The organism is Photobacterium sanctipauli, from assembly GCF_003026495.1.
Lineage (GTDB): Bacteria > Pseudomonadota > Gammaproteobacteria > Enterobacterales > Vibrionaceae > Photobacterium > Photobacterium sanctipauli.
Map to the genome: position 1 here is coordinate 106,083 of NZ_PYMA01000009.1, position 26,664 is coordinate 132,746.

Annotated in this window: 21 protein-coding genes; 12 read left to right on the forward strand and 9 right to left on the reverse strand. The window is 48.6% G+C overall.

Annotated elements, in window-relative coordinates; translation table 11 throughout:
- Nucleotides 1–303 precede the first annotated feature (303 nt).
- On the forward strand, nucleotides 304–1,593 hold the full coding sequence (locus C9I98_RS14955) for a citrate synthase (RefSeq protein WP_107272154.1): 1,290 nt from the start codon (nucleotides 304–306) through the stop codon (nucleotides 1,591–1,593).
- Nucleotides 1,594–1,944: 351 nt separating this feature from the next.
- Here C9I98_RS14955 and C9I98_RS14960 read toward each other — a convergent pair whose 3' ends face one another.
- The 3 genes from C9I98_RS14960 to C9I98_RS14970 form a co-directional block, all read right to left on the reverse strand.
- The gene (locus C9I98_RS14960; RefSeq protein WP_036823758.1) at nucleotides 1,945–4,698 is read right to left on the reverse strand and encodes a cation-translocating P-type ATPase; all 2,754 of its coding nucleotides are present in this window, start codon (nucleotides 4,696–4,698) and stop codon (nucleotides 1,945–1,947) included.
- 447 nt (nucleotides 4,699–5,145) lie between these two features.
- Entirely contained in the window at nucleotides 5,146–5,907 is a 762-nt protein-coding gene (locus tag C9I98_RS14965; RefSeq protein ID WP_107272155.1) for a Nif3-like dinuclear metal center hexameric protein, read from the reverse strand.
- A 124-nt stretch (nucleotides 5,908–6,031) separates the two neighbouring features.
- The gene (locus tag C9I98_RS14970; RefSeq protein ID WP_036818041.1) at nucleotides 6,032–6,238 is read right to left on the reverse strand and encodes a DUF2517 family protein; all 207 of its coding nucleotides are present in this window, start codon (nucleotides 6,236–6,238) and stop codon (nucleotides 6,032–6,034) included.
- A 97-nt stretch (nucleotides 6,239–6,335) separates the two neighbouring features.
- Here C9I98_RS14970 and C9I98_RS14975 point away from each other — a divergent pair, with 97 nt between their 5' ends.
- The gene (locus tag C9I98_RS14975; protein WP_036818043.1) at nucleotides 6,336–7,163 is read left to right on the forward strand and encodes a DUF1853 family protein; all 828 of its coding nucleotides are present in this window, start codon (nucleotides 6,336–6,338) and stop codon (nucleotides 7,161–7,163) included.
- A gap of 88 nt (nucleotides 7,164–7,251) precedes the next feature.
- On the opposite strand, the gene pgm is transcribed toward C9I98_RS14975, so the two are convergent.
- Together pgm and seqA are read right to left on the reverse strand one after the other, a co-directional pair.
- A complete protein-coding gene (gene pgm, locus C9I98_RS14980; protein WP_036818046.1) occupies nucleotides 7,252–8,898 on the reverse strand; it encodes a phosphoglucomutase (alpha-D-glucose-1,6-bisphosphate-dependent) in 1,647 nt (548 codons plus the stop codon).
- A gap of 35 nt (nucleotides 8,899–8,933) precedes the next feature.
- Nucleotides 8,934–9,485: a replication initiation negative regulator SeqA gene (seqA, locus tag C9I98_RS14985; RefSeq protein ID WP_036818057.1), complete on the reverse strand. Its 552-nt coding sequence runs from the start codon at nucleotides 9,483–9,485 to the stop codon at nucleotides 8,934–8,936.
- Between the two features lie 102 nt (nucleotides 9,486–9,587).
- Between seqA and C9I98_RS14990 the strand changes: the two genes are divergently transcribed.
- The 3 genes from C9I98_RS14990 (at nucleotide 9,588) to fldA (ending at nucleotide 11,422) form a co-directional block, all read left to right on the forward strand.
- A complete protein-coding gene (locus C9I98_RS14990; RefSeq protein WP_036818049.1) occupies nucleotides 9,588–10,355 on the forward strand; it encodes an alpha/beta fold hydrolase in 768 nt (255 codons plus the stop codon).
- 78 nt (nucleotides 10,356–10,433) lie between these two features.
- Nucleotides 10,434–10,655: a DUF2788 domain-containing protein gene (locus tag C9I98_RS14995; RefSeq protein WP_036818051.1), complete on the forward strand. Its 222-nt coding sequence runs from the start codon at nucleotides 10,434–10,436 to the stop codon at nucleotides 10,653–10,655.
- 239 nt (nucleotides 10,656–10,894) lie between these two features.
- Nucleotides 10,895–11,422, forward strand: a complete 528-nt coding sequence (gene fldA / locus C9I98_RS15000) for a flavodoxin FldA (RefSeq protein WP_036818053.1) — start codon at nucleotides 10,895–10,897, stop codon at nucleotides 11,420–11,422.
- Between the two features lie 88 nt (nucleotides 11,423–11,510).
- Here the strand turns inward: fldA and C9I98_RS15005 are convergent, their stop codons facing one another.
- The gene (locus tag C9I98_RS15005; RefSeq protein ID WP_036818054.1) at nucleotides 11,511–12,014 is read right to left on the reverse strand and encodes a DUF4442 domain-containing protein; all 504 of its coding nucleotides are present in this window, start codon (nucleotides 12,012–12,014) and stop codon (nucleotides 11,511–11,513) included.
- Between the two features lie 217 nt (nucleotides 12,015–12,231).
- Between C9I98_RS15005 and fur the strand changes: the two genes are divergently transcribed.
- On the forward strand, nucleotides 12,232–12,678 hold the full coding sequence (gene fur, locus C9I98_RS15010) for a ferric iron uptake transcriptional regulator (RefSeq protein WP_107272156.1): 447 nt from the start codon (nucleotides 12,232–12,234) through the stop codon (nucleotides 12,676–12,678).
- Nucleotides 12,679–12,806: 128 nt separating this feature from the next.
- Here the strand turns inward: fur and glnS are convergent, their stop codons facing one another.
- Together glnS and C9I98_RS15020 are read right to left on the reverse strand one after the other, a co-directional pair.
- Entirely contained in the window at nucleotides 12,807–14,471 is a 1,665-nt protein-coding gene (glnS, locus tag C9I98_RS15015) for a glutamine--tRNA ligase (protein WP_036824288.1), read from the reverse strand.
- Nucleotides 14,472–14,784: 313 nt separating this feature from the next.
- Nucleotides 14,785–17,457, reverse strand: a complete 2,673-nt coding sequence (locus C9I98_RS15020) for a beta-N-acetylhexosaminidase (protein WP_245907168.1) — start codon at nucleotides 17,455–17,457, stop codon at nucleotides 14,785–14,787.
- 54 nt (nucleotides 17,458–17,511) lie between these two features.
- Between C9I98_RS15020 and C9I98_RS26550 the strand changes: the two genes are divergently transcribed.
- On the forward strand, nucleotides 17,512–17,649 hold the full coding sequence (locus C9I98_RS26550) for a hypothetical protein (protein WP_158262689.1): 138 nt from the start codon (nucleotides 17,512–17,514) through the stop codon (nucleotides 17,647–17,649).
- A gap of 54 nt (nucleotides 17,650–17,703) precedes the next feature.
- On the opposite strand, the gene nagE is transcribed toward C9I98_RS26550, so the two are convergent.
- Nucleotides 17,704–19,194, reverse strand: coding sequence for an N-acetylglucosamine-specific PTS transporter subunit IIBC (nagE, locus tag C9I98_RS15025; protein WP_036829000.1), 1,491 nt, complete (start codon nucleotides 19,192–19,194; stop codon nucleotides 17,704–17,706).
- A 255-nt stretch (nucleotides 19,195–19,449) separates the two neighbouring features.
- Here nagE and nagB point away from each other — a divergent pair, with 255 nt between their 5' ends.
- The 5 genes from nagB (at nucleotide 19,450) to asnB (ending at nucleotide 26,349) form a co-directional block, all read left to right on the forward strand.
- Nucleotides 19,450–20,250, forward strand: a complete 801-nt coding sequence (gene nagB / locus C9I98_RS15030) for a glucosamine-6-phosphate deaminase (RefSeq protein ID WP_036829002.1) — start codon at nucleotides 19,450–19,452, stop codon at nucleotides 20,248–20,250.
- 16 nt (nucleotides 20,251–20,266) lie between these two features.
- Nucleotides 20,267–21,403 carry an N-acetylglucosamine-6-phosphate deacetylase gene (gene nagA / locus C9I98_RS15035; RefSeq protein WP_036829004.1) on the forward strand — a complete coding sequence of 379 codons (1,137 nt, stop codon included), beginning with the start codon at nucleotides 20,267–20,269 and terminating at the stop codon, nucleotides 21,401–21,403.
- A gap of 2 nt (nucleotides 21,404–21,405) precedes the next feature.
- Nucleotides 21,406–22,620, forward strand: coding sequence for a DNA-binding transcriptional regulator NagC (gene nagC / locus C9I98_RS15040; RefSeq protein ID WP_107272157.1), 1,215 nt, complete (start codon nucleotides 21,406–21,408; stop codon nucleotides 22,618–22,620).
- A gap of 161 nt (nucleotides 22,621–22,781) precedes the next feature.
- On the forward strand, nucleotides 22,782–24,362 hold the full coding sequence (locus tag C9I98_RS15045) for a cation:proton antiporter family protein (RefSeq protein ID WP_036819337.1): 1,581 nt from the start codon (nucleotides 22,782–22,784) through the stop codon (nucleotides 24,360–24,362).
- Between the two features lie 310 nt (nucleotides 24,363–24,672).
- The gene (gene asnB / locus C9I98_RS15050; protein ID WP_107272158.1) at nucleotides 24,673–26,349 is read left to right on the forward strand and encodes an asparagine synthase B; all 1,677 of its coding nucleotides are present in this window, start codon (nucleotides 24,673–24,675) and stop codon (nucleotides 26,347–26,349) included.
- The last annotated feature ends 315 nt before the right edge of the window (nucleotides 26,350–26,664 follow it).

Sequence of the window (26,664 nt, forward strand, 5' to 3'; positions counted from 1 at the left end):
AATGTTCTACCATCTTTGTAATACACAGTTTGACCTAACTTACTAAAACCATTGATAACTTAAGCACTTGTATCCGGCGGCGGCAGAACCAGAGACCTGTCGCGAGTATACGCCCCGCAACAATCAATTACAATTACCGCAACATGACCTCTAACACGCTTTTTGAAATTTGCACTTTTTAATCTAATTTTTTTAACAAGTGCACACAAAGAAAGCACAAAAATTGACATTCAAGCGCCATATCGGTACAACAAATGCACATCCGCCTTGGATTAGGATTATAAAAAAACAAAGGAGATTGTTATGGCAGACAAGAAAGCTACTCTTCACATTGAAGGGAAAGCACCCGTCGAACTGCCGATTATCGGGGGCACTGAAGGGCCCGAAGTAATTGATGTACGTAAGCTTGGCGCTAACGGTTATTTTACATTCGACCCTGGTTTTCTAGCCACTGCATCATGTGAATCTCAAATTACCTATATTGATGGTGATAAGGGTATTCTGCTTCACCGAGGCTACCCAATCGACCAGTTGGCCAATAACGCTGATTACCTAGAAGTTTGTTATATTCTTCTTTATGGTGAAGTCCCTACGCGCGATCAGTACGAAACATTCCGTACAACCGTAACGCGTCACACTATGGTTCATGAGCAAATCTCAAGCTTCTTCCACGGCTTCCGCCGTGATGCTCACCCAATGGCTGTAATGTGTGGTGTGGTTGGTGCACTGGCTGCTTTCTATCACGACTCTTTGGATATCAATAATGATACCCACCGTGAGATCACTGCATTCCGCCTGTTGTCAAAAATGCCAACGCTTGCGGCAATGTGTTACAAATACTCTATCGGTCAGCCGTTTATCTTCCCTCGCAACGATCTAGACTACGCAGAAAACTTCCTGCACATGATGTTCGCTACTCCATGTGAAGAATACGAAGTAAGCCCTGTTGTTGCCCGTGCGATGGACAAAATCTTTACGCTACACGCTGATCACGAGCAAAACGCTTCAACATCCACTGTACGACTAGCAGGTTCTTCGGGCGCGAACCCATTTGCCTGTATTGCTGCGGGTATCGCTTCACTTTGGGGCCCTGCCCACGGCGGTGCTAACGAAGCATGTCTGAAGATGTTGGAAGAAATTGGCAGCGTCGATAAGATCCCTGAGTTCGTTGAACGCGCGAAAGACAAAGATGACCCATTCCGTCTAATGGGCTTCGGTCACCGTGTTTACAAGAACTACGACCCACGCGCGACAGTAATGCGCGAAGCGTGCCACGATGTTCTGCAAGAGCTGAATATTCAGGATCCACTACTTGACGTAGCCATGGAACTTGAGCGTATTGCACTTTCTGATGAATACTTCATCGAGAAGAAGCTTTATCCAAACGTAGACTTCTACTCGGGTATCATCCTGAAAGCTATCGGTATTCCAGTATCAATGTTCACCGTAATCTTCGCCATGTCGCGTACTATCGGTTGGATTGCCCACTGGAACGAGATGCACAACGATCCGGGCAACCGTATCGGTCGTCCTCGTCAGCTATACACCGGTTACAACCAGCGTGAGTTCAGCCCGCTGCACGAACGTGAGTAATACTATCTAGATACGTATTATTGAATGAAAGGGCCTTCGGGCCCTTTTTGTTTTTATAAGCATGGTTCTATCTTTGAGGTTCTGAGGTTCTGAGGTTCTGAGGTTCTGAGGTTCTGAGGTTCTGAGGTTCTGAGGTTCTGAGGTTCTGAGGTTCTGAGGTTCTGAGGGAAGCTTTTTCGACCTAAGGCCGCCTGTCTAACTATTTTCTAAATGTTTTAGCACCATAGTACCGATCTTTTCCATAGCACCGCTCTTTACCCCATAGGGCCACAGTCCCGCTCTACCCCATAGCACCGCTCTTAAAACAACAAAAGGGCCCGAAGGCCCTTTTTTATTATCAACCGCTTGCGATTAAACGAACTTGATTTTGGTCATTTCTTTCAAGCCAGATAGTACTAGCGTTGGTAGTGATGCAGCCAGGAACACAGTCACTAGATGACCAGCAGCTAGCCCTTCAGTGCTGAAGATGAACTGACCAACGCCGGTGTAAATCACACCCAGAGACAGCGTGGCAGACAGTGCTACCGCACCCAACAGCGATTTGTTGGTGAATGGGTTCTTGCGGAACAGCGTGCTGAAGGTACGCGAGTCGAAGATGTGCCATAGCTGGCAGAACACAAGCATTGCGAATGCCATGGTCTGTGCATAGTTAGCACTTAAACCGGCTCCCATCGCCCAGTTGAATGCCAAGAAGCTCATACCACCCTGTGCCAAACCTCGGATCACAATACGGGTACCCAAGTGATCGCTGAAGAAGCTCTCGTTACGCTTACGCGGCTTACGCTCCATCAGGTCTTTTTCTTCTGGGTCAACACCAAGAGCCAATGCAGGCAGGCCATCCGATACCAGGTTGATCCAAAGGATCATCAGTGGTGTCAACGGCAGAGCAACCTCTGGCCCCATGAACAGGAAGGCAAACAAGATAACCGATACCTCACCCACGTTCGCGGTCAATGCCTGGCGGATGAACTTGCGTAGGTTATCGAAAATCTGGCGACCTTGGCGTACCGCTTTAACAATGGTGCTGAAGTTATCGTCCAGTAGGATCAAATCACCCGAGTCTTTCGCAACCGATGTACCCGTGATCCCCATTGCCACTCCGATATCAGCGCGGCGCAGTGCTGGGGCATCATTTACACCGTCACCGGTCATCGCTGCCACTTCGTTGTTGTACTGCTGAGCTTGTACGATACGTAGCTTGTGCTCAGGCGTCACGCGGGCGAATACTGCAACCTGCGGACAAATACGGCGCAGCTCGTCATCGTCCATCTCATCCAGCTGGCTGCCCGTCACAACCTTATCGTCTTCGCTGCGGATAATACCGATGTCACGAGCAATCGCGGCTGCCGTTAAAGCATGGTCACCGGTGATCATCACTGTACGAACACCAGCGTCGTAACAGCTGTTTACCGCTGCACGTACTTCTGGGCGAGGTGGATCCATAATGCCGTACAGGCCAAGAATGGTCACATCTTGCTCTAGCTCGGTGTGGTCGCGCTTCAGATCATCTTCCGATAGCTCACGGAAACCAACCGCCAGCGTACGTAGTGCTTGCTCAGCAAAATCTTGGATAGCGGCTTCGTAGTTAGCAACCATCTCTTCTGCTGGGTTGGCAGCAACTGCCAAGTTACCCTCAACAGATACAGGCTGGTGAGCAACCACTTCACCGTTAACCATAAAGCCAGAAGCATTGCGCAGTACCACATCTGGCGCACCCTTAATCGCTAGGAAGTGCTTACCCTGTGGGTCTTTAACGATAACCGAAGCCATCTTACGCGCAGAGTCGAACGGGAATTTCTCAACAATTGAGTAGCCGCCAGTTGATAGCATTTCTGCCTGCTGTAGGCCCGCTTTCGCTGCCGCAACAATCAGTGCACCCTCGGTTGGGTTACCGCGTACTGTCGACTTGTCGCCATCCTGAATGTACTCAGAATCATTACACAGGGTCGCAACAACCAGACCTTTCATCATCTCAGGGCTGTCTTTCGCATCAGTGCTGTGCGACAGCGGCTTGAATTCACCCTTTGGCGAGAAGCCTTTTCCGCTAACTTCCCAGTGACGGCCCGATGCATCGTAGGCTTTCATTACCTGCATTTGGTTCTGGGTCAATGTACCTGTCTTATCGGAACAGATAACGGTGGTAGAACCCAAGGTCTCGATAGCCGCAAGCTGTTTAGCCAATGCGTTGCTCTTCACCATACGGGTCGAGCCCATGGTCAGTACGATAGTCACCACCGTTGGCAGGCCCTCAGGGATTGCTGCAACAGACAGTGAAATACCGGTGTTCAGGATCTCAAGCCATGGCATACCGTGGTATAGACCGATAACACAAACAACGGCTACCACACCCAATGCCACTGTCATCAGTGTTTTCGCAATGGTATCCATACGCTCTTGCATTGGCGTTTTGGTTTCTTCGGTGTTGGCCATCATGTCTGCGATGTGACCAACTTCCGTCTGCATACCCGTTCCCACCACGATACCCAGACCAGTCCCTGAGGTTACCATGGTGGTCATAAAGCCCATGTTCTTCTGATCACCCAGGCTGATATTGCCGTCTTCCAGCGCCTCAGAAATTTTATCAACTGGCTCTGACTCACCGGTCAGTGCTGCTTCATCAATAGACAGGCGGTTAGCTTCGATAATTCGAACGTCGGCAGCCAGAATGTCACCAGTACTGATCTTCAGGACATCACCCGGTACGATATCGCGCGCCGGGATATCAACCCACTCGCCATTGCGACGTACCTGCGCCATTGGTGCTGCCATATCGCGCAAAGCTTCCATCCCTTTCTGGGCTTTGAACTCTTGCCAAAACGCAATAAGCACGTTGATAACAATAATGACACCGATAGCAACAGCATCAATTAAGTGACCAGTGAAAAAAGATACAATTGCGCCAAGACCAAGGATAAAGATCAATGGGTTCTTGAATTGGTGGGCCAAAAGTTCAAGTACAGACTTACCTGCCTGCTCTTGGAGCTCATTCGCACCGTATTGCTCTTGACGCTTGTTAACCTCGGCTGTGTTCAAGCCATTTTCGGTTGACGTATCCATCATGGATACCGTGCTTTCAACCGACTCGGTAAACCACTTTTTTGTCATGGGGGTTCTCCAATAAATAATTCAGCCAACACCAATGAAATAATGATTGGTTAAAAATATTCGCTGAATAGATAAAATTTAAAATTTGCGCTCGTTAATTAATGGCAAATGTTTACCTGCTATTTTTTTACATCTCTGAATATTGGCTGAATAACCAAACAGCGATACATCAAACGAGTAAATTTAAATTATCGAATTCATTCATTGTTGTAATTATATTTCGGACACCCACAACAGCATTCAGGATGATTCTTTGACCTTTATCAAAAATCATCACCCCAACCCATTAAAAACCCGTAAAATATTGAAAAAATCTATTAATTAGACTGAGATCTAACGGTATTAATACCTCCATTTTTCCGAATTATGAAATTTTACAACACAAAATAAAAAGGCTTGGCACCTCAATGCCAAGCCTTTCTCTGCTCTTGTTTTGTTAAAATTAACTTAAACAGGATTATCAATATCAATAAATTTAATATCGAAATTATGCTCTTTCGCTAAATACTCACCCAGTACTTTTATTCCATAACGCTCAGTTGCGTGGTGACCAGCACTATAATAATGAATACCTAACTCTCGGGAAATATGAACTGTTCTTTCGGAAATCTCGCCAGAAATAAATGCATCCAATCCTTTTTGAGCGGCTAATTCAATAAAATCTTGCCCGCCTCCAGTACACCAGCCAATCGTCTTAATTTCTTTTGGCGCGTATTCACTACCAATATGTAATGGTTCACGATGCAATGCAATTGCCAAGCGCGAAGCTAATTCTTCACCCGTCAACGGCTGCTCTAGTTGACCATAAATCGCCACCGAGTTTGGATTCCCTTCTTCAAGTCCGCCAAGCACCTCAATATCCAGCAACTTAGCCAGTTGCGCATTGTTCCCTAGTTCTGGGTGAACATCCAAAGGCAAATGGTAGGCATATAAGTTAATACCATTTTCAATCAGTGCCTTGATACGACGAAATTTCATGCCACGAATTTCAGCAGGTTCACCTTTCCAAAAATAGCCATGGTGAACCAAAATCGCATCCGCCTTTTCTTCAATCGCACGATCAATCAACGCCTGACACGCCGTCACACCGGTAATGATCTTTTTAACGTCTGACTTGCCTTCCACTTGAAGGCCATTCGGGCAGTAGTCTTTGATAAGATGCGGGCTCAACAAGCCGTTCAATACGGACTCAAGCTTTAAATTGTTCATGGTGTGTTCCTAATTGGGGGATTGACCGTATTCTATCGCGAACATAAGGCATTAAAAAAGCTGCATTCATGCAGCTTTTAAATCATTGCCAACGCATTCTCAGCATGGCTCAGTAACTTATAACCTAGTATAGTTCTTGAAGAGCATGCTCACTTTCTTCGAGCCATACCGGCTTATCACTGGTTTTTAGCCACACCCGGTGTAGGTAGCTATACAGCTTTGAGCGGGTATCTACAGAGGTGCAAACCATGATGGGAAAGGTAACCACGCCGACAACAACAACCAAGGTGCGGCGGAAATAAATATAAGGTTTCGAATAATGACGATACATGTTTCCTCCCCTATAACAACCAAAACCCATATTTACTGTATGGTTTCTTATTAGAGTAAACACCCTAATTTCGTGTGGACATGACAGGTCCATCGAAATGCTTGAGCCAGATCGCAACTACCAGGGCAAAAGGATGACGCTGAAATACAACACCACCAAAGATGACAACTACTTAGCCCGCACAAGCGATTGCCTGCTAACACTGCCACCCCTTCTCGCCGGCCATGCGGACATTGCCGACCAAGCCTGGTTCGATAGCTTTCGTACCCGTGCCGTATTGCCATCAGCCCAGGCTTACCAAGGCAACCATAGGCTTGGCTTTTTCTACCAATGGCTATGGCAGCAACTGATCGTCCACCATCCTGACTACACCCTTGTCGCCGAAGAGCTGCAACTCCAGCACAACAAGCAAACCTTGGGAGCGATAGACTTCCTGGTTAAAAACAAGATCAGTGGCGATCTTGAGCATTGGGAGGTCGCCATCAAATTTTATCTTGCCTGCGGCCAATCTTGGCCTGGCCCCAATGCTATTGATAACCTAGATAAAAAAGCATCCCGCATGCTGGACCACCAGCTACTGATGTCTCAACATCCGGCGTACGAAAACCAATTTGCAGCAAAGTATGGCACCCCGAAGGTACGGCGCTTGATCATGCAGGGCCGGCTTTTTTACCCCTGCCACAGTAGCGACATCGGTTCGGCAATCGCGCTCAACCCCAACGTGGCGACCGGAAAGTGGTGCTATTCAGCTCAAGCGGGCAAGCTTAACCTGCGGGCGATAGGCAAGCCGGATTGGATAGCCCCGCCAACTTTTGAGCAACTGGAAGACAACCCTCCCCTCAGTCAGGTAACACACCCTACCATGGCCGTCGCACCTGATAACCAAATATGGTTTGTGATGCCGGAACACTGGCCCAACGTATAGCGACTATTTATTCCACCGACGTAAGGTGAATAGCAGGCATAAAAAAACGCCCGCAAGCGGGCGTTTTCAATCAGCAATTCGATTTGGCTTACAGGCCTGCGTCAGTAAATACTTTACTCACGATTTCCTGTGCTTCCTTCTCGATAAGCGCAAGGTGCTCTTTGCCCTTGAAGCTTTCACAGTAGATCTTATAGATGTCTTCTGTGCCCGAAGGACGTGCCGCGAACCAGCCATTTTCGGTGGTCACTTTAAGGCCACCGATAGCAGCACCGTTGCCAGGCGCGTGGGTCAGGCGTGCCGTGATTGCATCACCTGCTAGGGTTTCAGCAGCTACCATTTCTGGCGATAGCTTGCTAAGTACCGCTTTCTGCTCACCGTTTGCCACAGCTTGAATACGGTTATACTCAGATGCACCGTGCTTGGCAGCCAACTCATCGTAGTACTGCTGTGGATTCTTACCCGTTACCGCTGTGATTTCAGCCGCCAACAGGCAAAGCAGGATACCATCTTTGTCAGTCGACCATGGCGTGCCGTCTAGACGTAGGAAAGATGCACCGGCACTTTCCTCGCCACCGAAGCCAAGCTTGCCGCTGTATAGGCCATCGACAAACCATTTGAAACCAACAGGTACTTCGCAAAGCTCGCGGCCAAGATCAGCCACAACGCGGTCAATCAATGCACTTGATACCAGCGTTTTACCAACTGCCACTTCCTGGCCCCAGTCTGGGCGGTGGCGATATAGGTAATCAATACATACCGCAAGGAAATGGTTCGGGTTCATCAAGCCAGCTGGCGTCACGATACCGTGGCGATCGTAGTCTGGGTCGTTACCGAAAGCGAGGTCATACATGTCTTTGTGCTCAAGCAGGCCAGCCATTGCATACGGTGATGAACAGTCCATACGCACTACGCCGTCTTTGTCCAACGACATAAAACGGAATGATGGGTCGATAGACTCATCCACCAGCGTCAGATCAAGGTTGTAGTGAGTGGCAATTTGGCGCCAGTATTCAATACCAGAGCCACCTAGCGGATCAACACCGATTTTTAGGTTGGCTTTCTGGATAGCAGCCATGTCGATAACATTTACCAAGTCATCAACGTAAGGGGCAACCAACTCACGCTCTTCAACCAAATCGCTTGCGAACGCCTCTTCGATAGCAACACGCTTCACGTCCACCATGCCGGCAGCAATAATGTCGTTAGCACGGGTTTCAATCGCAGTAGTCAGCGCGCCTTCAGCAGGGCCACCGTGAACAGGGTTGTATTTGATACCGCCGTCTTGTGGTGGGTTGTGAGATGGCGTGATCACAATGCCGTCAGCTTTTGCTTCGCTCGCCACGTTGTGGCAAAGAATGGCATGGGAAATACCCGGCGTTGGGGTGTAACCGCGACCTGCTTGGATCACCACCTGAACACCGTTTGCCACCAACACTTCAAGTGTCGAGGTAAATGCCGGCTCAGACAGTGCGTGGGTATCTTTACCTAAGAATAACGGGCCAGTCACACCATTGGCTTTGCGCACTTCAGCAACTGCTTGCGCGATTGCCCAGATGTGGTGCTGGTTAAACGTTCCTTTGTCGGCAGTACCGCGGTGACCAGAAGTACCAAATGCTACTTTCTGCTGCGGATTTTGAGCACTCGGCTCAATCAGGAAATAATTTGCCACCAACGCTGGAATGTTATGCATATCTTCTTGCTGGGCACGTTGACCAGCGCGAGGATGAATCGCCATTAACTTATCCTTGTAAAAGTTAGGCTTAACGCCTGTTAAATTTCACCGCAAACCTTCTCGATGATCTCTGCACCGAAGTTCATTTTGCCCATCAGTTGCTCAACCATCTGACGTTTACGATCAGTATTAGTATTCGTAATTACCCAGAATGGCGTCTCCGGGATTGATTTTGGCTTGGTTGTTTTACCACTTGCCAGCAGAGTGTCCTCACTCTCAGCAAAGTACACGCGAGTACGTCCTTTTATCGCGGCTGCTTCGGCAAAACCTTTCGGATCGATACGATAAAGCGAGGATAAAACCAGCATAAATCGGCCGATCGCCTTTTCCTGAGCGGCAAATTCATCAGAGATCAGCAGGCTACGCATCTCTTTTACGCGATCAGTTTGAGCCAAGTTACCAGCATCTTTGCTGACCACGATCCCTTTAGGGCGAACAGGCATTACAACCTCTGGTTGCACAGGCGCAACCTCGCCTTGGTTAGGCATCATTAGCAGTCGGCGTAGAATATCTGATGCGCTCTCGCCAATGTGTTGAGTCTGGCTGGCGATGTAACGATATAGCTCTTCGTCTACCTCAATAGTCTTCATCGTAGTGTTCATTATCGTTCCGTTTGAAAATCACGGTGCGATTATAACGTGATCCGAGGTTATACTCTACGGTAAAGCGTTAACAACAAGAGAAAATAGTCAGTGAATCTTCATTACCAAGTGGATGGCGAAGGAAGCGCGATCGTCTTGATCCATGGCCTGTTCGGCAGCGCCGACAACCTAGGGCTACTCGCCAGATCGTTGAAAGATAAATATAAAGTGATCAGCGTTGATCTACGAAACCATGGCCGCTCCCCCCACAGCGAGCATTTTACCTACCGCGAAATGGCCAACGATGTCCTTAATGTCATCGACCAACTCGACATCGAGCAGTTCTCATTGATTGGTCATTCTATGGGCGGAAAAGTGGCGATGGCCATGACCGAGCTGGCTAAGGACAAACTCGACCGCTTGCTGATCCTCGATATGGCGCCGGTGCATTACCATGTTCACCGCCACCAAAACGTGTTTGCGGGTTTGCGCGAAGTGGCAAAGCACACCGTTGGCAAACGCAGCGAGGCCGAAACTTACCTGGCCATGCACGTTATCGAGCCCGGCGTTCGCCAATTTCTGCTTAAATCATTCGCCAAGCAAGACAGCGGCCAGTATGGCTGGCGATTCAATGTGGAAGGGCTTATTGCCAACTACGACACCATCATGGGCTGGGAAGAAATCACCCCCTTCCATGGCAAAACCTTGTTCGTGAAAGGCCAGAACTCAGACTACATTTTGCCGGAGCACCGCGAGGCTATCGGCCGCCAATTCCCGGCAGCCAAAGCCCATATGGTGGCCAATACCGGGCACTGGCTGCACGCCGAAAAACCGGAGACGGTAAATCGTATCATTTTGAACTTCTTACAAGCGGCTTAGCCGTTAACAGTTGGCCATTGTCTGTGGTATAGTTCGCGCCTAGCTCAACATTAACAATGCTGTGGTAAGGAGACACGAATGTTGTATGAGCACATGGACCTGCTTGAATCGATTGGGCTGGACTTACTGTTTGCCGCCATTTTTTTCTTTATCGGCATGGCCATTAAAGATGTGCTAAAACAAGGCAATGTGCCGCCTTTTGGCCGTAAAATCGTCTGGTTGGTCTTATTCTTAGGCTGTACCGGGTTCATTGCCAAAGGCCTTATTCAGCTAAGCTGGGAAGGGGCAGGCATCGGTTAAGGTTGCTGTAACAGTAAATACCAACCAACATAAGCTCTTGATATTCCTTACTAGTTAACTAGAAAACAAGTGCTTATCCTGGTTGGTACAATCAATGGTAGGTTTTGATCGGTAAATCGCATAGACTCGTAGATCGAAATAGTTATCATTGACTATCAGAGTATTCACTCTGACACAGAATTATGTACATCGTTGGCAGTCAGGCTAACGGTCAACAATTAATACGGGTAATTTCTACTATGGCGAGTGTAGGACTCTTCTTTGGTAGCGACACAGGTAACACAGAAGCTGTCGCTAAAATGATCCAGAAGCAACTAGGTAAGAACCTAGTTGAAGTTAAAGATATCGCGAAAAGCAGCAAAGAAGATATCGACAATTTTGATCTGCTACTACTGGGTATCCCTACTTGGTACTACGGTGAAGCACAGTGTGATTGGGACGACTTCTTCCCTGAGCTAGAGAACATCGACTTCTCGACAAAGCTTGTTGCTATCTTTGGCTGTGGCGATCAGGAAGACTACGCTGAGTACTTCTGTGACGCGATGGGTACAGTACGTGAAATCGTTGAAGGTCGCGGCGCAACTATCGTTGGCCACTTCTCAACGGAAGGTTTCGAGTTCGAAGCATCAAAAGCACTGGTTGATGACGACCACTTCGTGGGCCTTTGTGTTGACGAAGACCGCCAGCCAGAGCTAACTGAAGAGCGCGTTGAAAAGTGGGTTAAGCAAATCTACGAAGAAATGTGCCTAGCAGAGCTAGCAGACTAATCACTGGTTGAGCTAGTAGAGCGCCAGGGCAATTGCTCTGGCGTTTTTGTATCTGGTACCTTTCCAGGGTATCTACCACCAACCACGGCTATGAAGTCAGCTCCTCTTCAGCCAACTTCCCCACCTCTTCTCGGTACTGCGGCTTCTTCCTTACATACAGTGTGCGTTTCACCTCGGAAACCACCTCCCCCTGTATGTCTTTAACCTGCACCATAAATTCCGGCAAATGCTTATCGCCGCCCGCTGTCGCATCAAGGATATCACGCAGGCAATTATCGCTAATCACAAAATCCGCGTATAAATCGCTGTTTCCAGGCTTGATAAAGTTAATCTCGGCATGTTTATCCCACACGTAATATTCCTTGCCTAACAGCCCTATAAGCATTAATGCATAAACCGGGTCTGTTAGAGAAAAAATACTACCACCGTATTGAGTACGATTAGCATTTTTATTCCACCATCTTAACTTTAATTTTATTTTTACTGTTTTAAAGTCATTGGAAATACGAATTATTCTAATTCCCGATCCCCAAAAAGGCGGCCATAAGTTCAGAGCCAGCTTGACGAGTGCGGGTTTATAGAGTTTATACACAGGCAGTCACCTTCTTAACTGGTACGATGTCTTAAATACTACCTACGAAAACTCAAAATGTACAATTTAACAACAATCTGACAACAAAAAGAAAAGTTAAATATCAGCAAGATTGACCCGTTTTGAGGTTTATTGTTACCTTGTGGTCACTTATAATGATTAGAGAAGAGAAAGACTACCGTATTATGTTGATGCGGATAGCCAATAGGAAACTCGAATGTCAGATAATAACCATGCACTTAAACAAGCAGGCCTAAAGGTTACACTTCCACGTCTGAAAATTCTGGAAGTACTTCAACAACCTGACTGCCAACACATCAGTGCGGAAGACTTGTATAAAAAATTAATCGATATTGGTGAAGAAATTGGTCTGGCAACAGTTTACCGAGTATTGAACCAATTTGATGACGCTGGCATTGTGACGCGTCACCACTTCGAAGGCGGTAAATCTGTATTCGAGCTGGCGACCCAGCATCACCACGATCACCTTGTTTGCCTAGACTGCGGCAAAGTGATTGAATTTTCTGATGATGTTATCGAAAATCGCCAGAAAGAAATCGCTGCCAGCTTCAATGTTCGTCTTACCAACCATAGTTTGTACCTATATGGACATTGCATCGAAGGTAATTGTTCTGAAGACGAAACACTTCACGATCCTAAGTAATTAATTCGACTATACCTAAAACGACAAGGCCGGGAGCTCAACACTTGGCCACCAAAGCGAATTAATCGTTTAGCCCGATACAAAAAAACCCGCCAATGGCGGGTTTTTTATTGGCTGCAATTCGCGAATTAATCGCCAATCTTCGCCCAAGTATCGCGCAGGCCAACCGTGCGGTTGAACACTAGCTTGTCAGCAGACGAATCTTTGCTGTCTGCACAGAAGTAGCCGGTACGCTCGAACTGGAACGCTTTTTCTGCTTCAGCCGATACCAATGAAGGCTCAACCACACCGTTCATCACTGTCAGTGACTCTGGGTTGATCACAGAGACGAAGTCTTCTGCCGCACCAGGGTTTGGTACAGTGAACAGGCGATCGTATAGGCGGATCTCAGCAGGTACACCGTGAGAAGCCGATACCCAGTGGATAACGCCTTTCACTTTACGGCCATCTGCTGGGTTCTTACCCAGTGTCTCGTTATCGTAAGTACAGAAGATAGTCGAAATGTTACCTTCTTCGTCCTTCTCGATACGCTCAGCCTTGATCACGTAAGCGCCACGCAAGCGAACTTCTTTGCCTAGCACCAAACGCTTGTACTTCTTATTCGCTTCTTCGCGGAAGTCTTCACGTTCAATGTACAGCTCACCGGTAAACGGTACTTGGCGGCTGCCCATCTCAGGCTTGTTCGGGTGATTAGCCACTTCAAGCATTTCAGCTTCGCCTTCAAAGTTCTCGATAACCACTTTAATTGGATCAAGAACTGCCATCGCACGCGGTGCGTTCTCGTTCAAATCATCGCGGATACAAGATTCAAGCGAGCTCATCTCGATAGTGTTATCTTGTTTGGTCACACCGATACGCTTACAGAACTCACGGATAGATGCCGACGTAAAGCCACGGCGACGCAGGCCTGAAATCGTTGGCATGCGCGGGTCATCCCAACCAGAAACCAAGTTCTCGGTAACCAGCTGGTTCAGCTTACGCTTAGACATCACAGTGTATTCAAGGTTTAGACGGCTGAACTCGTACTGGCGAGGCTGGCAGTCAATCGTGATGTTATCAAGTACCCAGTCGTACAGACGACGGTTGTCCATGAACTCTAATGTACAGATAGAGTGCGTAATGCCCTCTAGCGCATCGGAAATACAGTGGGTGAAGTCGTACATCGGGTAGATGCACCACTTGTCGCCAGTCTGGTGGTGGGTTGCGAAACGTACACGGTAAAGAACCGGGTCACGCATCACCATGAATGGCGATGCCATGTCGATCTTGGCGCGAAGGCACATTTTGCCTTCTTCGATCTCGCCGTTCTTCATTTTGTCGAACAGCTCAAGGTTTTCTTCTACGCTGCGGTCGCGGTACGGGCTGTGCTTACCTGGCTCAGTAAGGGTACCGCGATACTCACGCATTTGCTCTGGACTTAGCTCATCAATATACGCTAAGCCTTTATTAATTAATTCAATAGCAAACCCGTGTAGCTTATCGAAGTAGTTCGATGAGTAACAAATCTCACCGCTCCACTCAAAGCCCAACCAGTTAACATCGTTCTTAATAGACTCAACGTATTCGATGTCTTCTTTCTCAGGGTTAGTATCATCAAATCGTAGATTACATTGACCCTGATAGTCCTGAGCAATACCGAAGTTCAAACAAATAGATTTCGCATGACCGATATGCAGGTAGCCGTTCGGCTCCGGCGGGAATCGGGTATGTACGCTTGTATGTTTGCCACTTGCTAAATCCGCATCGATAATCTGGCGGATAAAGTTCGTTGGACGAGCTTCAGATTCACTCATCAATTACACCTCGTGTGCTTACAGGATTTTTGAACCCCCTATGATCCATAATTATGGGGGATGACTCAACAAATAGTATGCATTGTTTGTCGATATGTATAAAAAAACCCCGCTATTAGCGGGGTATCAAAACAGCAAGCCCTAAGATCAGGCCCAATAACAACATTCCACTCAGAAACCCACAATGGAAAAAGGATTTCTCGGACTGAAACTGCCCTAACAGCTTCTTGATAATCACTATGCCTCAATGACTATCAAGAAGCTGGCGGAGATGGCCTCCGCCAGACATATTAACAAGCTAGTGCAAAGCCACTTACAGTGACGTCACTCGGCTAAAGCGCTGGCCATTGGCACTGATAGCGCGGATCTGTACATCACCCGATACCGCAGGCTTCGCCTTCGCATCGTAGTTCGTCCAGTTTTCGCCACCGTCCGTTGAATATTGCAGCACCAAACCAGGCATGCTGATGTTCATGTGCAGTACACCCGCCTCTACTTTCGCACCCGGCACAGGTACACGGTAGTTAACACCTGCCGCATCAAGCTTGGCCAATTCACGCTGACCCAGGGTGTTGGCAAAGCGTTGCCATTCAGCAGTCAGCGCCTCTTTGTCAACCAGCTGCGTTTGCTGAGAGTACTCAACGCCTACCTTGTACTCATTTTCCCACTCGCCTTCATGCCAAGCACGCTGTGCCGCGGCAATCACACGTGGGAATACCATGTACTCGTACTGCTCGTCGGTGCGAACTGTCTCACTCCATAGCTGGGCAGACATACCGTAAATGCTGGCATCTGCGTTACCCTTGCTCACGAAGCCGTTACCGTCGCGGTCAACCGACGTTTCTGCATTTTGAGGCAAGTTTTCAGGTGCAAAGCCGAACATCTTACGGGTATCCGTTGCACGTGTTGCCCAGTAGTAACCGCGCTCTTTCGGATCGACCTCGTAAGGCATATCCATGTAGAGGTAGTCTGGGTTTGAGGCAATCATGTCGTAGCCTTTCGCAGCCCAGTCATAAGCTGCTGTGCCACCGCCCCAGTACAGTACGTCCCAGTGGTTAACACGCACGTTCTCGCTCGCAAACTGGTCGGCATCACCCTTCAGGTATTTCAGGCCGTCATTCCAAGCCTGGAAGTTAGCAACGCCCTTGCTTGCCGCGATTTCACTGACTCTCAAGCCAAAGTAGCCCACCAAGTGGGCAAAGTCTTCAACTTCACCGTTTTCTAGCAGCTTCTGACACATTGGAGACTGGGCAAAAGGCTTATCCTGCGCCGATAGGTCTAAGTCGCCCTTCCATGCAACCTTCTCATCGCTGTTCACGTCTTGGAAGCCGGCACCCAGCTTAATGTTCTTCGCTTCATCGGCACCGTAATGCCAAGTATTCAGCGGCATACCCGCTTGCTTGTGCATGGCCGCAATTTCGGTAATCACCTTGTCTACGAAGTTTAGCGATGAATCCATGCATGGGTTGATGAAGCTGTACTTATCGTAGAACTGGACCGTTGTTACGTTTGACGTATCTTGCGGGTCGGTCAAGCGGTACTGCTCAGCCGCCGCCATATCGCCGGCTTCAGCCAAGCGCTTGTAGCGCGCTTCCATCGAGATAACCGCGGCACGGGAGTGCGCTGGCATATCAAGCTCTGGGATCACTTCAATGCCACGTGCTTTCGCGTAGTGAAGGATTTCAAGGTAGTCTTCCGTGCTGTAGTAGCCCGAGCCAAAGTTGTCGCTTGTTGGGCCAGAACCCAGCTGCGGCAATAGACACGTCGTTTCAGACAAGTCGTGACAACGCTGGCTACCGATCTCGGTTAGTTCCGGCAAGCCAGGGATCTCGACACGCCAGCCCTCGTCATCGCTTAGGTGGAAGTGGAACTTGTTCATCTTGAACGCGGCCATTTGGTCAAGCGTTCGCAAAATCGCTTCTTTCGAGTGGAAGTTACGGCCAACATCGACCATCACGCCACGGTAATCGAAGCGCGGTGCATCGCTCACTTTCAGGGTTGGGATAGTTTGCTCTGCGCCAGTGCCCATCAAAGACATCAGCGATTGCAGGCCGTAAAACGCACCTTGGTAGTCGTAGCCGACAACCGTCGTCACGCCATCACGGACATCAAGCAAGTATGCACCGGATACTTTGTTTTCTTGGCTAAAGCGCGATGGATCAAGGTACAGCTTAACCGGGTAGTCACCATTGGTATCAATGCCAAACGATGCCATGCGCGTCGTTGCCGCTTCCAGCATGGAGGTTGGCAGCGCCTTGTTTTCAATACTAATACCGTTGGCAAGTGAGACTTTACCGCCAGTCAGTTTAGTGCTTAATGGCGTTGGGATAATCGTGCCTGCAACCTCTTCCTTGGCCAGCAGGTCTACATCGCTGTTCTTCTCGAAACGAGACTGCGCCGTCGCCAGCACGTTGTTGTCGGCAGGCGTACGCTTCCAGTTATCGCCTTCAATTGGGTTGGTGTAAGCCGATGGATCTTCATGATCCGTGCTCACGATGGTTTCTGGTGTCGAGTCACCCGCCACGACATACGATCTTGGCATGTAGTCCGTCTCGAACAACTTCCAGTATTCACCAATGTATGGGATCACGACACTTTCACCCTCAGCGAAGCCTTCGAACTTGTCGGTTGGCTCAAGGGTATGCAGATCACCTGTTACATGGGTAACCTTAAACTGCTCGTTCTGAACTTCAAGGATCATGCGGACGCTGTGGAAATAGATTTTCCAATCTTTGCTATCAACCGCAGGACCGTTGTTGGTCAGGGTTAGGTTAATCAAGTCACAAGACGCCCATTCTGCTTGTAACTCCTGACACTTAAGGCCTTCGTTTGCGCCGTGGTTAGTCACCAGCTGGTAATTAACACCCAGGTTAGCAGCCAACGTATCAGCAACCTGCTGGTCGGTCATTGCAGGTGTGTTTGACGCACAACCGGTTGCGGCCAATGCCACCACCGAGGCCAACAGGCTCAGTTTAAATGCTCTCACGAGTAACTCCTTCTCTCCCGAAACCGCCGATAAAAAGTTGGCGGTAAAAATAAAATGTCAAAACGACATAACAATAATCTGAAATTGCAGGTACAGGACATCGCCATTCAAACACTGGCAAGCGCCAGGGAAAGGTCGATAGTCGTAGTGGAATTTCAGGTGATTGTTGAGTCTGTTGCGGGTCTTGCTTGAAGGTACCGGCCTCCAGAGTGGAGACCGGTAGTACTGGTTAATTACGTGTGGTAATTAAGGCAGTTTTACAGCTGATAGGTCTTCAGATGCTGGGATTTTTTTCATTTCGCCAGCAACGATTTCAGCTAGTGGGCCAAGGATAACCTGTAGGTTGTTTGAACCAAGTTTAACCACACCCATTGCACCTAGTGCTTTAAGTTGTTTCTCGTCAGCAAGGCTGCTGTCTTTTAGCGTTAGACGTAGACGAGTGATACAAGCATCGATGTTTTCTAGGTTTTCGTGACCGCCTAGTGCTTTTAGGTACTGCTTAGCTAGTTCACCAGTTTCCTTAGAACCTTGTGCTGCACCTTCTTCAGCGTCGTCATCTTCACGACCTGGTGTCTTCAGGTTGAACTTGATGATAACTGTGCGGAAGATGAAGTAGTAAAGCGCGAAGAATACGAAGCCCTGTACGATTAGCATGTACCAGTTTACAGCTAGTGGGTTACGAGTAGATAGAACCATATCTACTAGACCTGCTGAGAAACCGAAACCTGCAATCCACTGCATAGAAGCTGCGATGTATACAGAGATACCAGCTAGTAGTGCGTGAACAACGTATAGTGCAGGAGCTAGGAACATGAATGCGAATTCTAGCGGCTCAGTAACACCAGTGAAGAATGATGCGAAACCAGCAGCGATCATGATTGACGCAACTTTTTCTTTGTTCTTCGCCTTAGCAGTGTGGTACATCGCAAGTGCTGCACCTGGTAGACCGAACATCATGATTGGGAAGAAACCAGCCTGGTACATACCTGTAACACCTACAGTTGCAGTACCTTCAGCGATTGATTTCGCGCCACCAAGGAAGTTAGGGATATCGTTGATACCAGCAACGTCAAACCAGAATACTGAGTTCAGTGCGTGGTGTAGACCAACTGGGATTAGTAGACGGTTGAAGAATGCGTATAGACCAGCACCTACCTCGCCCATGCCCTGGATACCTTCACCGAAGCTTACAAGACCGTTGTAAACAGAAGGCCAGATGTACATAAGAACGAATGCAATCAGGATACCGGCGAAAGACGTTAGGATAGGAACCAGACGCTTACCAGAGAAGAATGCAAGTGCTTTGTGAAGCTCAACGTGTGAGAAGCGGTTGTAGATCTCTGCAGATACGATACCTACTAGGATACCAACGAACTGGTTGTTGATCTTCGCGAATGCAGCAGGCACTGCGCTTGCGTCGATGCCCTGAATCTGAGCAACTGCGCCCGGAGACAGTAGAGTAGTAACAACTAGGAAACCAACGAAACCAGAAAGTGCTGCTGCACCATCTTTATCTTTAGACATACCGTAAGCAACACCGATTGCAAACAGTACAGACATGTTGTCGATGATTGCGGCACCGGCTTTAATCAAAAAGGCAGCAAGTGCGCTGTTCGCACCCCAGCCGTTTGGATCGATCCAGTAACCAATACCCATTAAGATTGCTGCGGCAGGCAGAGTGGCGACTGGCACCATCAATGCTTTACCTACTTTTTGAAAATATCCAAGAATGTTCACCCTTAGTTCCCCCTATGGTTTTCTTAGATGCAGAGTTGATAACTTATTTTAGCTACCCGATTAAGTTATTTGCAGTTTAAGAAATTAATTTCGCCCCGCAAATTAAAACCTCCTTATTTGTGATCTTTATCACCTGCAGAGCCAATAATCAGGCGATTTTGCTAGCTCGATCATAAAACTTATTTTATTATCCAAAACAAAGGCGATAACACGCTAAGATTTTATTGGTATTTAAACTTGGAATGAGGTGTCACCGTGAGACTAATCCCACTGAATGAAGCTAAAGAAGTAGGTTTGTGGTCTGCTCGCTATATTGCTGATCGTATTAACAAATTTAAGCCAACAGCGGAACGTCCTTTCGTATTGGGTCTACCAACAGGTGGCACTCCACTAGCTACTTATAAGCGTCTTATCGAGCTTTATCAGGCAGGTGAAGTAAGTTTTAAGCATGTTGTGACTTTCAACATGGACGAGTACATCGGCATCCCAGCTGATCACCCAGAGTCATACCGTACATTCATGTACGAAAACTTCTTCAACCACGTTGATATTCAGGAAGAGAACATCAACCTGCTTAACGGCAATGCAGAAGATCACGCAGTAGAATGCCAGCGTTACGAAGACAAAATTAAGTCTTACGGCCGCATCAACCTATTCATGGGTGGCGTGGGCAACGACGGCCACATCGCGTTCAACGAGCCAGCCTCTTCGCTAGCTTCTCGTACTCGTATCAAGACGCTAACAGAAGACACGCGTATCGCAAACTCGCGCTTCTTCGATGGCGACATCAACCAGGTACCAAAATACGCCCTAACTATCGGTGTAGGTACACTGCTTGATTCAGAAGAGATCATGATCCTAGTAACAGGCCACAACAAAGCCCTTGCTCTTGAAGCCGCTGTTGAAGGTTCTGTTAACCACCTATGGACAGTATCTGCGCTTCAGCTTCACCCTAAATCTTTGATTGTTTGTGATGAGCCATCAACGCAAGAGCTGAAAGTGAAAACGGTTAAATACTTCCAAGAGCTTGAGTCACAAAACATCAAGAACCTGTAATTAAAAGGATTTGTTCATGTACGCGCTTACCAATTGCCGCATATATACCGGTAGCGATGTGCTGAATAACCACGCCGTCATTATTGACGGCGTGAACATTCACGCTGTTTGCCCTGAGGCAGACCTACCTGCAGATATCGAAACTCGCGATCTAAACGGTGCCAACCTAACGCCTGGCTTCATCGACCTACAGCTAAATGGCTGTGGTGGCGTCATGTTTAACGATGAAATCAACGCCGACACTATTCACACCATGCACCGTGCCAACCTGAAATCGGGTTGTACCAGCTTCTTGCCTACGCTTATCACTTCGTCGGACGAAGACATGAAAGCAGCCATCGCTGCCGAGCGTGAGTATCAAAGCCAATACCAAAATCATTCGTTAGGCCTGCACCTTGAGGGTCCATACCTTAACGTAATGAAAAAAGGTATCCACTCTGTTGACCACATCCGTCGTTCAGACGATGAAATGATCAAAACCATCTGCGACAATGCCGATGTTGTCACCAAAGTGACGCTAGCCCCCGAGCAAAACCCGCACGAGCATATCGAGAAGCTGGTAGACGCAGGCATTATTGTTTCTGCCGGCCATACCAACGCCACCTATGTTGAAGCCCGCAAAGGTTTTGCTTCTGGTATTACTTTCGCTACCCACCTATTCAACGCAATGACGCCGATTGCAGGCCGCGAGCCGGGTATGGTTGGTGCAATTTACGACACACCAGAGGTTTACACAGGCATTATTGCTGACGGTTTCCATGTTGATTATGCCAATATTCGTCTTGCTCACCGTATGAAAGGCGAAAAACTTGTTTTGGTCACCGATGCAACTGCACCTGCAGGAGCAGACATGGATCACTTTATTTTTGTCGGCAAGAAAGTATATTACCGTGATGGGAAGTGTGTTGATGAAAATGGCACACTCGGTGGTTCGGCACTAACAATGATTGAAGCAGTTCAAAACAGTGTCGAACATGCAGGTATCGCCCTGGACGAAGCGATCCGTATGGCCACTCTGTATCCTGCTCGCGCCATTGGCGCTGACAAGAAACTGGGTGCCATCAAGAAAGGGATGGTTGCTAACCTAACTATCTTTGATCGTGACTACCATGTTCGGGCGACTGTTGTTAACGGTGAATACGAGCAGAACTAACTATGACAGGCGGACAAATTGGTAATGTAGATCTGGTAAAACAGCTGAATAGTGCAGCTGTTTACAGACTAATTGACTTGCAAGGCCCTATTTCACGAATTCAGGTAGCTGACGTCAGTCAACTCGCGCCTGCAAGTGTTACTAAAATCACCCGCCAACTGCTAGAGCGCGGCCTAATCAAAGAGGTCGCGCAGCAGGCTTCCACCGGAGGCCGGCGTGCTATCTCGCTGACCACAGAGTCAGCGCCATTTCATTCAATTGCAGTACGCCTAGGCCGTAACTACATTGAATTGACCCTTTATGATCTGAGCGGTAAGCATGTTGCCGGCTCAGCGCATCCGTTCCATTACACCAGCCAACAAGAATTGACCGATGGGCTGTTAGAGCACATCCGCCAATTCATCAATGACAACCAGAGTGTCATGCGTGAGCTGGTTGCATTCGGTATTACCCTACCTGGCTTAATCGACCCTGAAACCGGCGTAGTGGAATACATGCCGCATATCGACGTCGAAAACCTACCGCTGTCAGACATTATCAGCGACAAGTACGGCGTTGCCTGCTTTGTCGGCAACGATATTCGCGGTTTGGCACTGGCGGAGCACTACTTCGGCGCCAGCCAGGATTGCAATGACTCAATCCTAGTCAGTGTTCACCACGGTACCGGTGCCGGTATCATTGTGAACGGGCAAGTCTTCCTTGGCTTTAACCGCAACGTGGGCGAGATCGGCCATATCCAAATCGACCCACTGGGTGATAAATGCCAGTGTGGCAATTTTGGTTGCCTTGAAACCGTCGCCGCCGACCCTGCCATTATCGAGCAGGTTCAAAAACTGCTAGCCCAAGGCTACCCAAGTACGCTTAGCGAGTTGGAAGAAGTAACCATGCCGGCGATTTGCGAAGCGGCAAACAAAGGCGATGAGCTTGCAAGCCAGGCGCTAATCAAAGTGGGTAACCAACTTGGTAAAGCACTGGCAATGACAATCAACCTATTCAACCCGCAAAAGATCGTCGTCGCAGGTAACATTACCCAAGCCAAAGACGTTATCTTCCCGGCAATCCGCCGTTGCGTTGAAACCCAGTCGCTATCGACCTTCAACAAGGATCTACCGATTGTCGAGTCAGAGCTATATACCCAGCCAACCATCGGCGCCTTCTCGATGATCAAGCGCGCCATGCTCAACGGGGTGCTACTACAACGTCTGCTAGAAGAATAATAGCAACGATAAGCTACTCATTCGTAACCCATAAATAAGGGGCATGTTCCAGACAGGAACATGCCCCTTGTGTTATATTGGTTGGTTAAAAATAAGGTCTTTATGGCCAATAAAATAACAATACCGATCAAGATAAAGCTAAAAGGACCGTCAGCCTAATTATGGAACTCATGTTTATTATTGCCGCCTTCCTGGCTGGCTATATTGCCCTCCGTTGTAAATTGCCACCACTGGTGGGCTTTCTTGTCGCCGGTTTTGCCCTCAATATCGCCGGCTACGAATCCACCGAGGTACTCAGTAGCCTTGCCGACTTGGGCGTCACCCTGCTGCTCTTTACCATCGGCCTCAAACTTGATGTCAGAACCCTCCTTGCCAAGGAGATTTGGGGAGGGGCAACACTGCATAACCTGTTAACCACGGGATTATTCACCCTCGCCCTATTGGTGCTCAAGCAGTTGGGTATTGGCATGATGGCCGATATGGATGTCATGCAGCTGGCTCTCATGGCCTTCGCCCTTTCTTTTTCCAGTACCGTTTTTGCCATCAAGGCGCTGCAGGAAAAAGGCGAGCTCAATGCAACCTACGGTACACTGGCTATCGGCATTCTGGTTATGCAGGATATCTTCGCAGTTATTTTCCTTACCGTGTCGACCGGCAAAGTCCCGGAGCTGACCGCGCTGGGGTTGTTCGCCCTGCCATTACTTCGCCCATCGCTATTTAAAATTCTTGACCGCGCAGGCCACGGCGAGATGCTGGTGCTCTACGGTGTCTTCCTTGCCCTGGTCGCCGGAGCGGGCTTGTTTGAAGCCGTCGGCATGAAGGCAGACCTTGGCGCACTTATCCTCGGTATGATGCTGGCGGCCCACCCCAAGGCTTCAGAGCTGTCCAAGTCACTCTTTAACTTCAAAGAGCTGCTGCTCGTCTGCTTCTTCCTCAATATCGGCCTTTCGGAAGAGCCGACCGTCGATGGCTTCCTGATGGCATTGCTGCTGCTGGTATTGCTGCCTATCAAGGGCATTTTGTATTACGTTATCTTCAACTTATTCAAATACCGAGTACGTACCTCGTTGCTCGGAACACTCACCCTATTCAACTACAGCGAGTTTGGCCTGATCGTCGGTGGGCTTGCCTACAACATGGGCATGCTACCCGGCAGCTTCTTGGTGGCCATTGCCATTGCAGTATCGCTGTCTTTCCTGATTGCCGCCCCACTAAACAGCATGGGCCACCGGCTCTACAAAGACGCGTCCAAGTGGCTGAAAGAATTCGAGCCGGAACAGCTAAACCCGAGCGATCGCCTGATCGACCTTGGTGATAAGCAGATCATGATCTTGGGTATGGGCCGTATCGGCAGTGGCGCCTACGACGAATTAGTCAGTCGCTATGGCGAGCACGTGATTGGGGTCGAGGCGCGTGAAGACTCAGTTGAGTACCACCGTGACAAAGGGCGCAATGTCATCCACGGCGATGCAACCGACCCGGATTTTTGGGCTCGCGTGATTTCCAAGCGCAATACCAAGCTGATCTTGCTTGCGATGCCGCACAGTCACGCCAATACGTTTGCCCTTGAACAAATCAAGGAGCGAAACTACCAAGGTAAGATCGCCGCCATCGCAAAATACAGTGATGATGAAGAGCAACTACAAGCGCTCGGGGTGGATGCAGCGTTCAATATTTACAACGAGGCCGGTAGCGGATTCGCCCGTCACGTCTGTGATCATTTGGAGCCACAAATTAAGTAGCCCCACCTCCCCTTCACCCCTTCATAACATGGCAGCTTCGGCTGCCATTTCTTTTTTGGTGCAAATTATGAGCTGCTATTGGATTTTATTCGGAATATCCAGTTTTAATTAAATAGTATTCACCACAAGGCCTTTTTCTATATTGAATTGAAATTAGTGGTTGCATTTAATTGTTGAATACGCAATTTTAAATATTAACGAAGAGGCAACAGTTTATTAGCGAGCATCCGTTAAAATTCAACGCGCTAGCTAACAGCCAATTCTCAAGATTTATGGATTGCGACAATGATTTAACTTTGGGGTAAGAAGTATGTGTTCAGTATTCGGTATCTTAGACATTAAAAGCGATGCAACCGCATTGCGTGAAACCGCGTTGGAAATGTCTAAAAAAATGCGCCACCGCGGACCAGATTGGTCAGGCATCTACTCATCAGACAAGGCTATCCTTGTCCACGAGCGTCTGGCGATTGTTGATTTGAATAGCGGTGAACAGCCTCTTTACAACGAAGACAAAACACATGCCCTTGCTGTTAATGGCGAGATTTACAACCACAAAGAACTACGCGCAGAATTTGCAGCTGATTACCCGTTCCAGACAGAGTCTGACTGTGAAATCATCTTGGCCCTATACAAGGAAAAAGGCCCAGAGCTGCTTGATTACCTCAACGGTATTTTTGGCTTCATCCTTTACGATGAGCAAGAAGACGCTTACCTGATCGGACGTGACCACATCGGTATCATTCCGCTATACCACGGCTACGATGAGCATGGTAACTACTATGTTGCCTCTGAGATGAAATCATTGGTACCTGTATGTAAGACAATCAGTGAATTCCCTCCTGGTAGCTACCTGTGGAGCAAAAAAGGCGAGCCTGTTCGTTACTACAAGCGCGACTGGATGGAATTCGATGCTGTAGCCGATGCGAAAACAGACAAAGCGGCACTGACTGAAGCTTTGGAAGGTGCGGTAAAACGCCAGCTAATGACCGACGTACCATACGGCGTGCTGCTCTCTGGTGGTCTGGATTCATCGGTTATTTCTGCCATCACCAAGAAGTTCGCGGCTAAGCGTATTGAAGATGATGAACAATCACAGGCATGGTGGCCAACACTGCACTCATTTGCCATCGGCCTTGAAGGGGCACCTGATCTGAAAGCAGCGAAAGTGGTTGCCGACAGCATCGGCACGGTACACCACGAGCTGACTTACACCGTACAAGAAGGCTTGGATGCAATTCGCGACGTGATTTACCACATCGAAACGTATGACGTCACGACTATCCGTGCTTCAACCCCAATGTACCTCATGTCACGTAAAATCCGTGCCATGGGTATCAAGATGGTACTGTCTGGCGAGGGTGCCGATGAAGTCTTCGGCGGCTACCTGTACTTCCACAAAGCGCCAAACGCGAAAGAGTTCCACGAAGAGACTGTTCGTAAGCTACTTGCACTGAACATGTTCGACTGTGCCCGTGCCAACAAGTCGATGGCGGCATGGGGTATTGAAGCCCGCGTACCTTTCCTGGATAAAGAATTCTTGGAAGTGGCGATGCGTGTTAACCCTGAAGACAAGATGTGTGGCAACGGCAAGATGGAAAAACACATCGTTCGTGAATGTTTCGAGCACTACTTACCAGAGTCTGTTGCATGGCGCCAGAAAGAGCAATTCTCTGACGGTGTTGGCTACAGCTGGATTGATTCACTGCGTGATGTTGCCGAAGCGAAAGTGTCGGATCAGCAGCTTGAAACGGCGAAGTTCCGCTTCCCGTACAACACACCAACGACCAAGGAAGCCTACGTTTACCGCGAGATCTTCGAGGAGCTATTCCCACTTGAAGACGCAGCGAAGTGTGTCCCTGGCGGCCCATCTATCGCTTGCTCAAGTGCTAAAGCCATCGAGTGGGACGAGAGCTTCAAAAACAGCGCTGACCCATCAGGCCGTGCGGTAGCTGCAGTTCACAACGAAGCATACGACAAAGAAGCTTAATAAGTCGCTTCTACCAGAAACCAAAACGAGAGCCCCGCGCTCTCGTTTTTGATCTTGCTCCTGCCCTTATCAAGCCGGAGGGGTTATCCACCAACCTCACCACATTCGCCCTACATCAAGTCGCGAAGCAACCCCATCTAACTTCCCCTTCTATCAACTGCATCGCCCTTCCTGCCACCTTCGCTCAAGGGGAAGAACAGGTTCGCATTCATGCTTTTGCTCTTTGCTCCTGCCTTTTTCAAGCTGATGGGGTTATCCACCAGCAACACCACATTCGCCCTACATCAAGTCGCGAAGCAACCCCATCTAACCTCC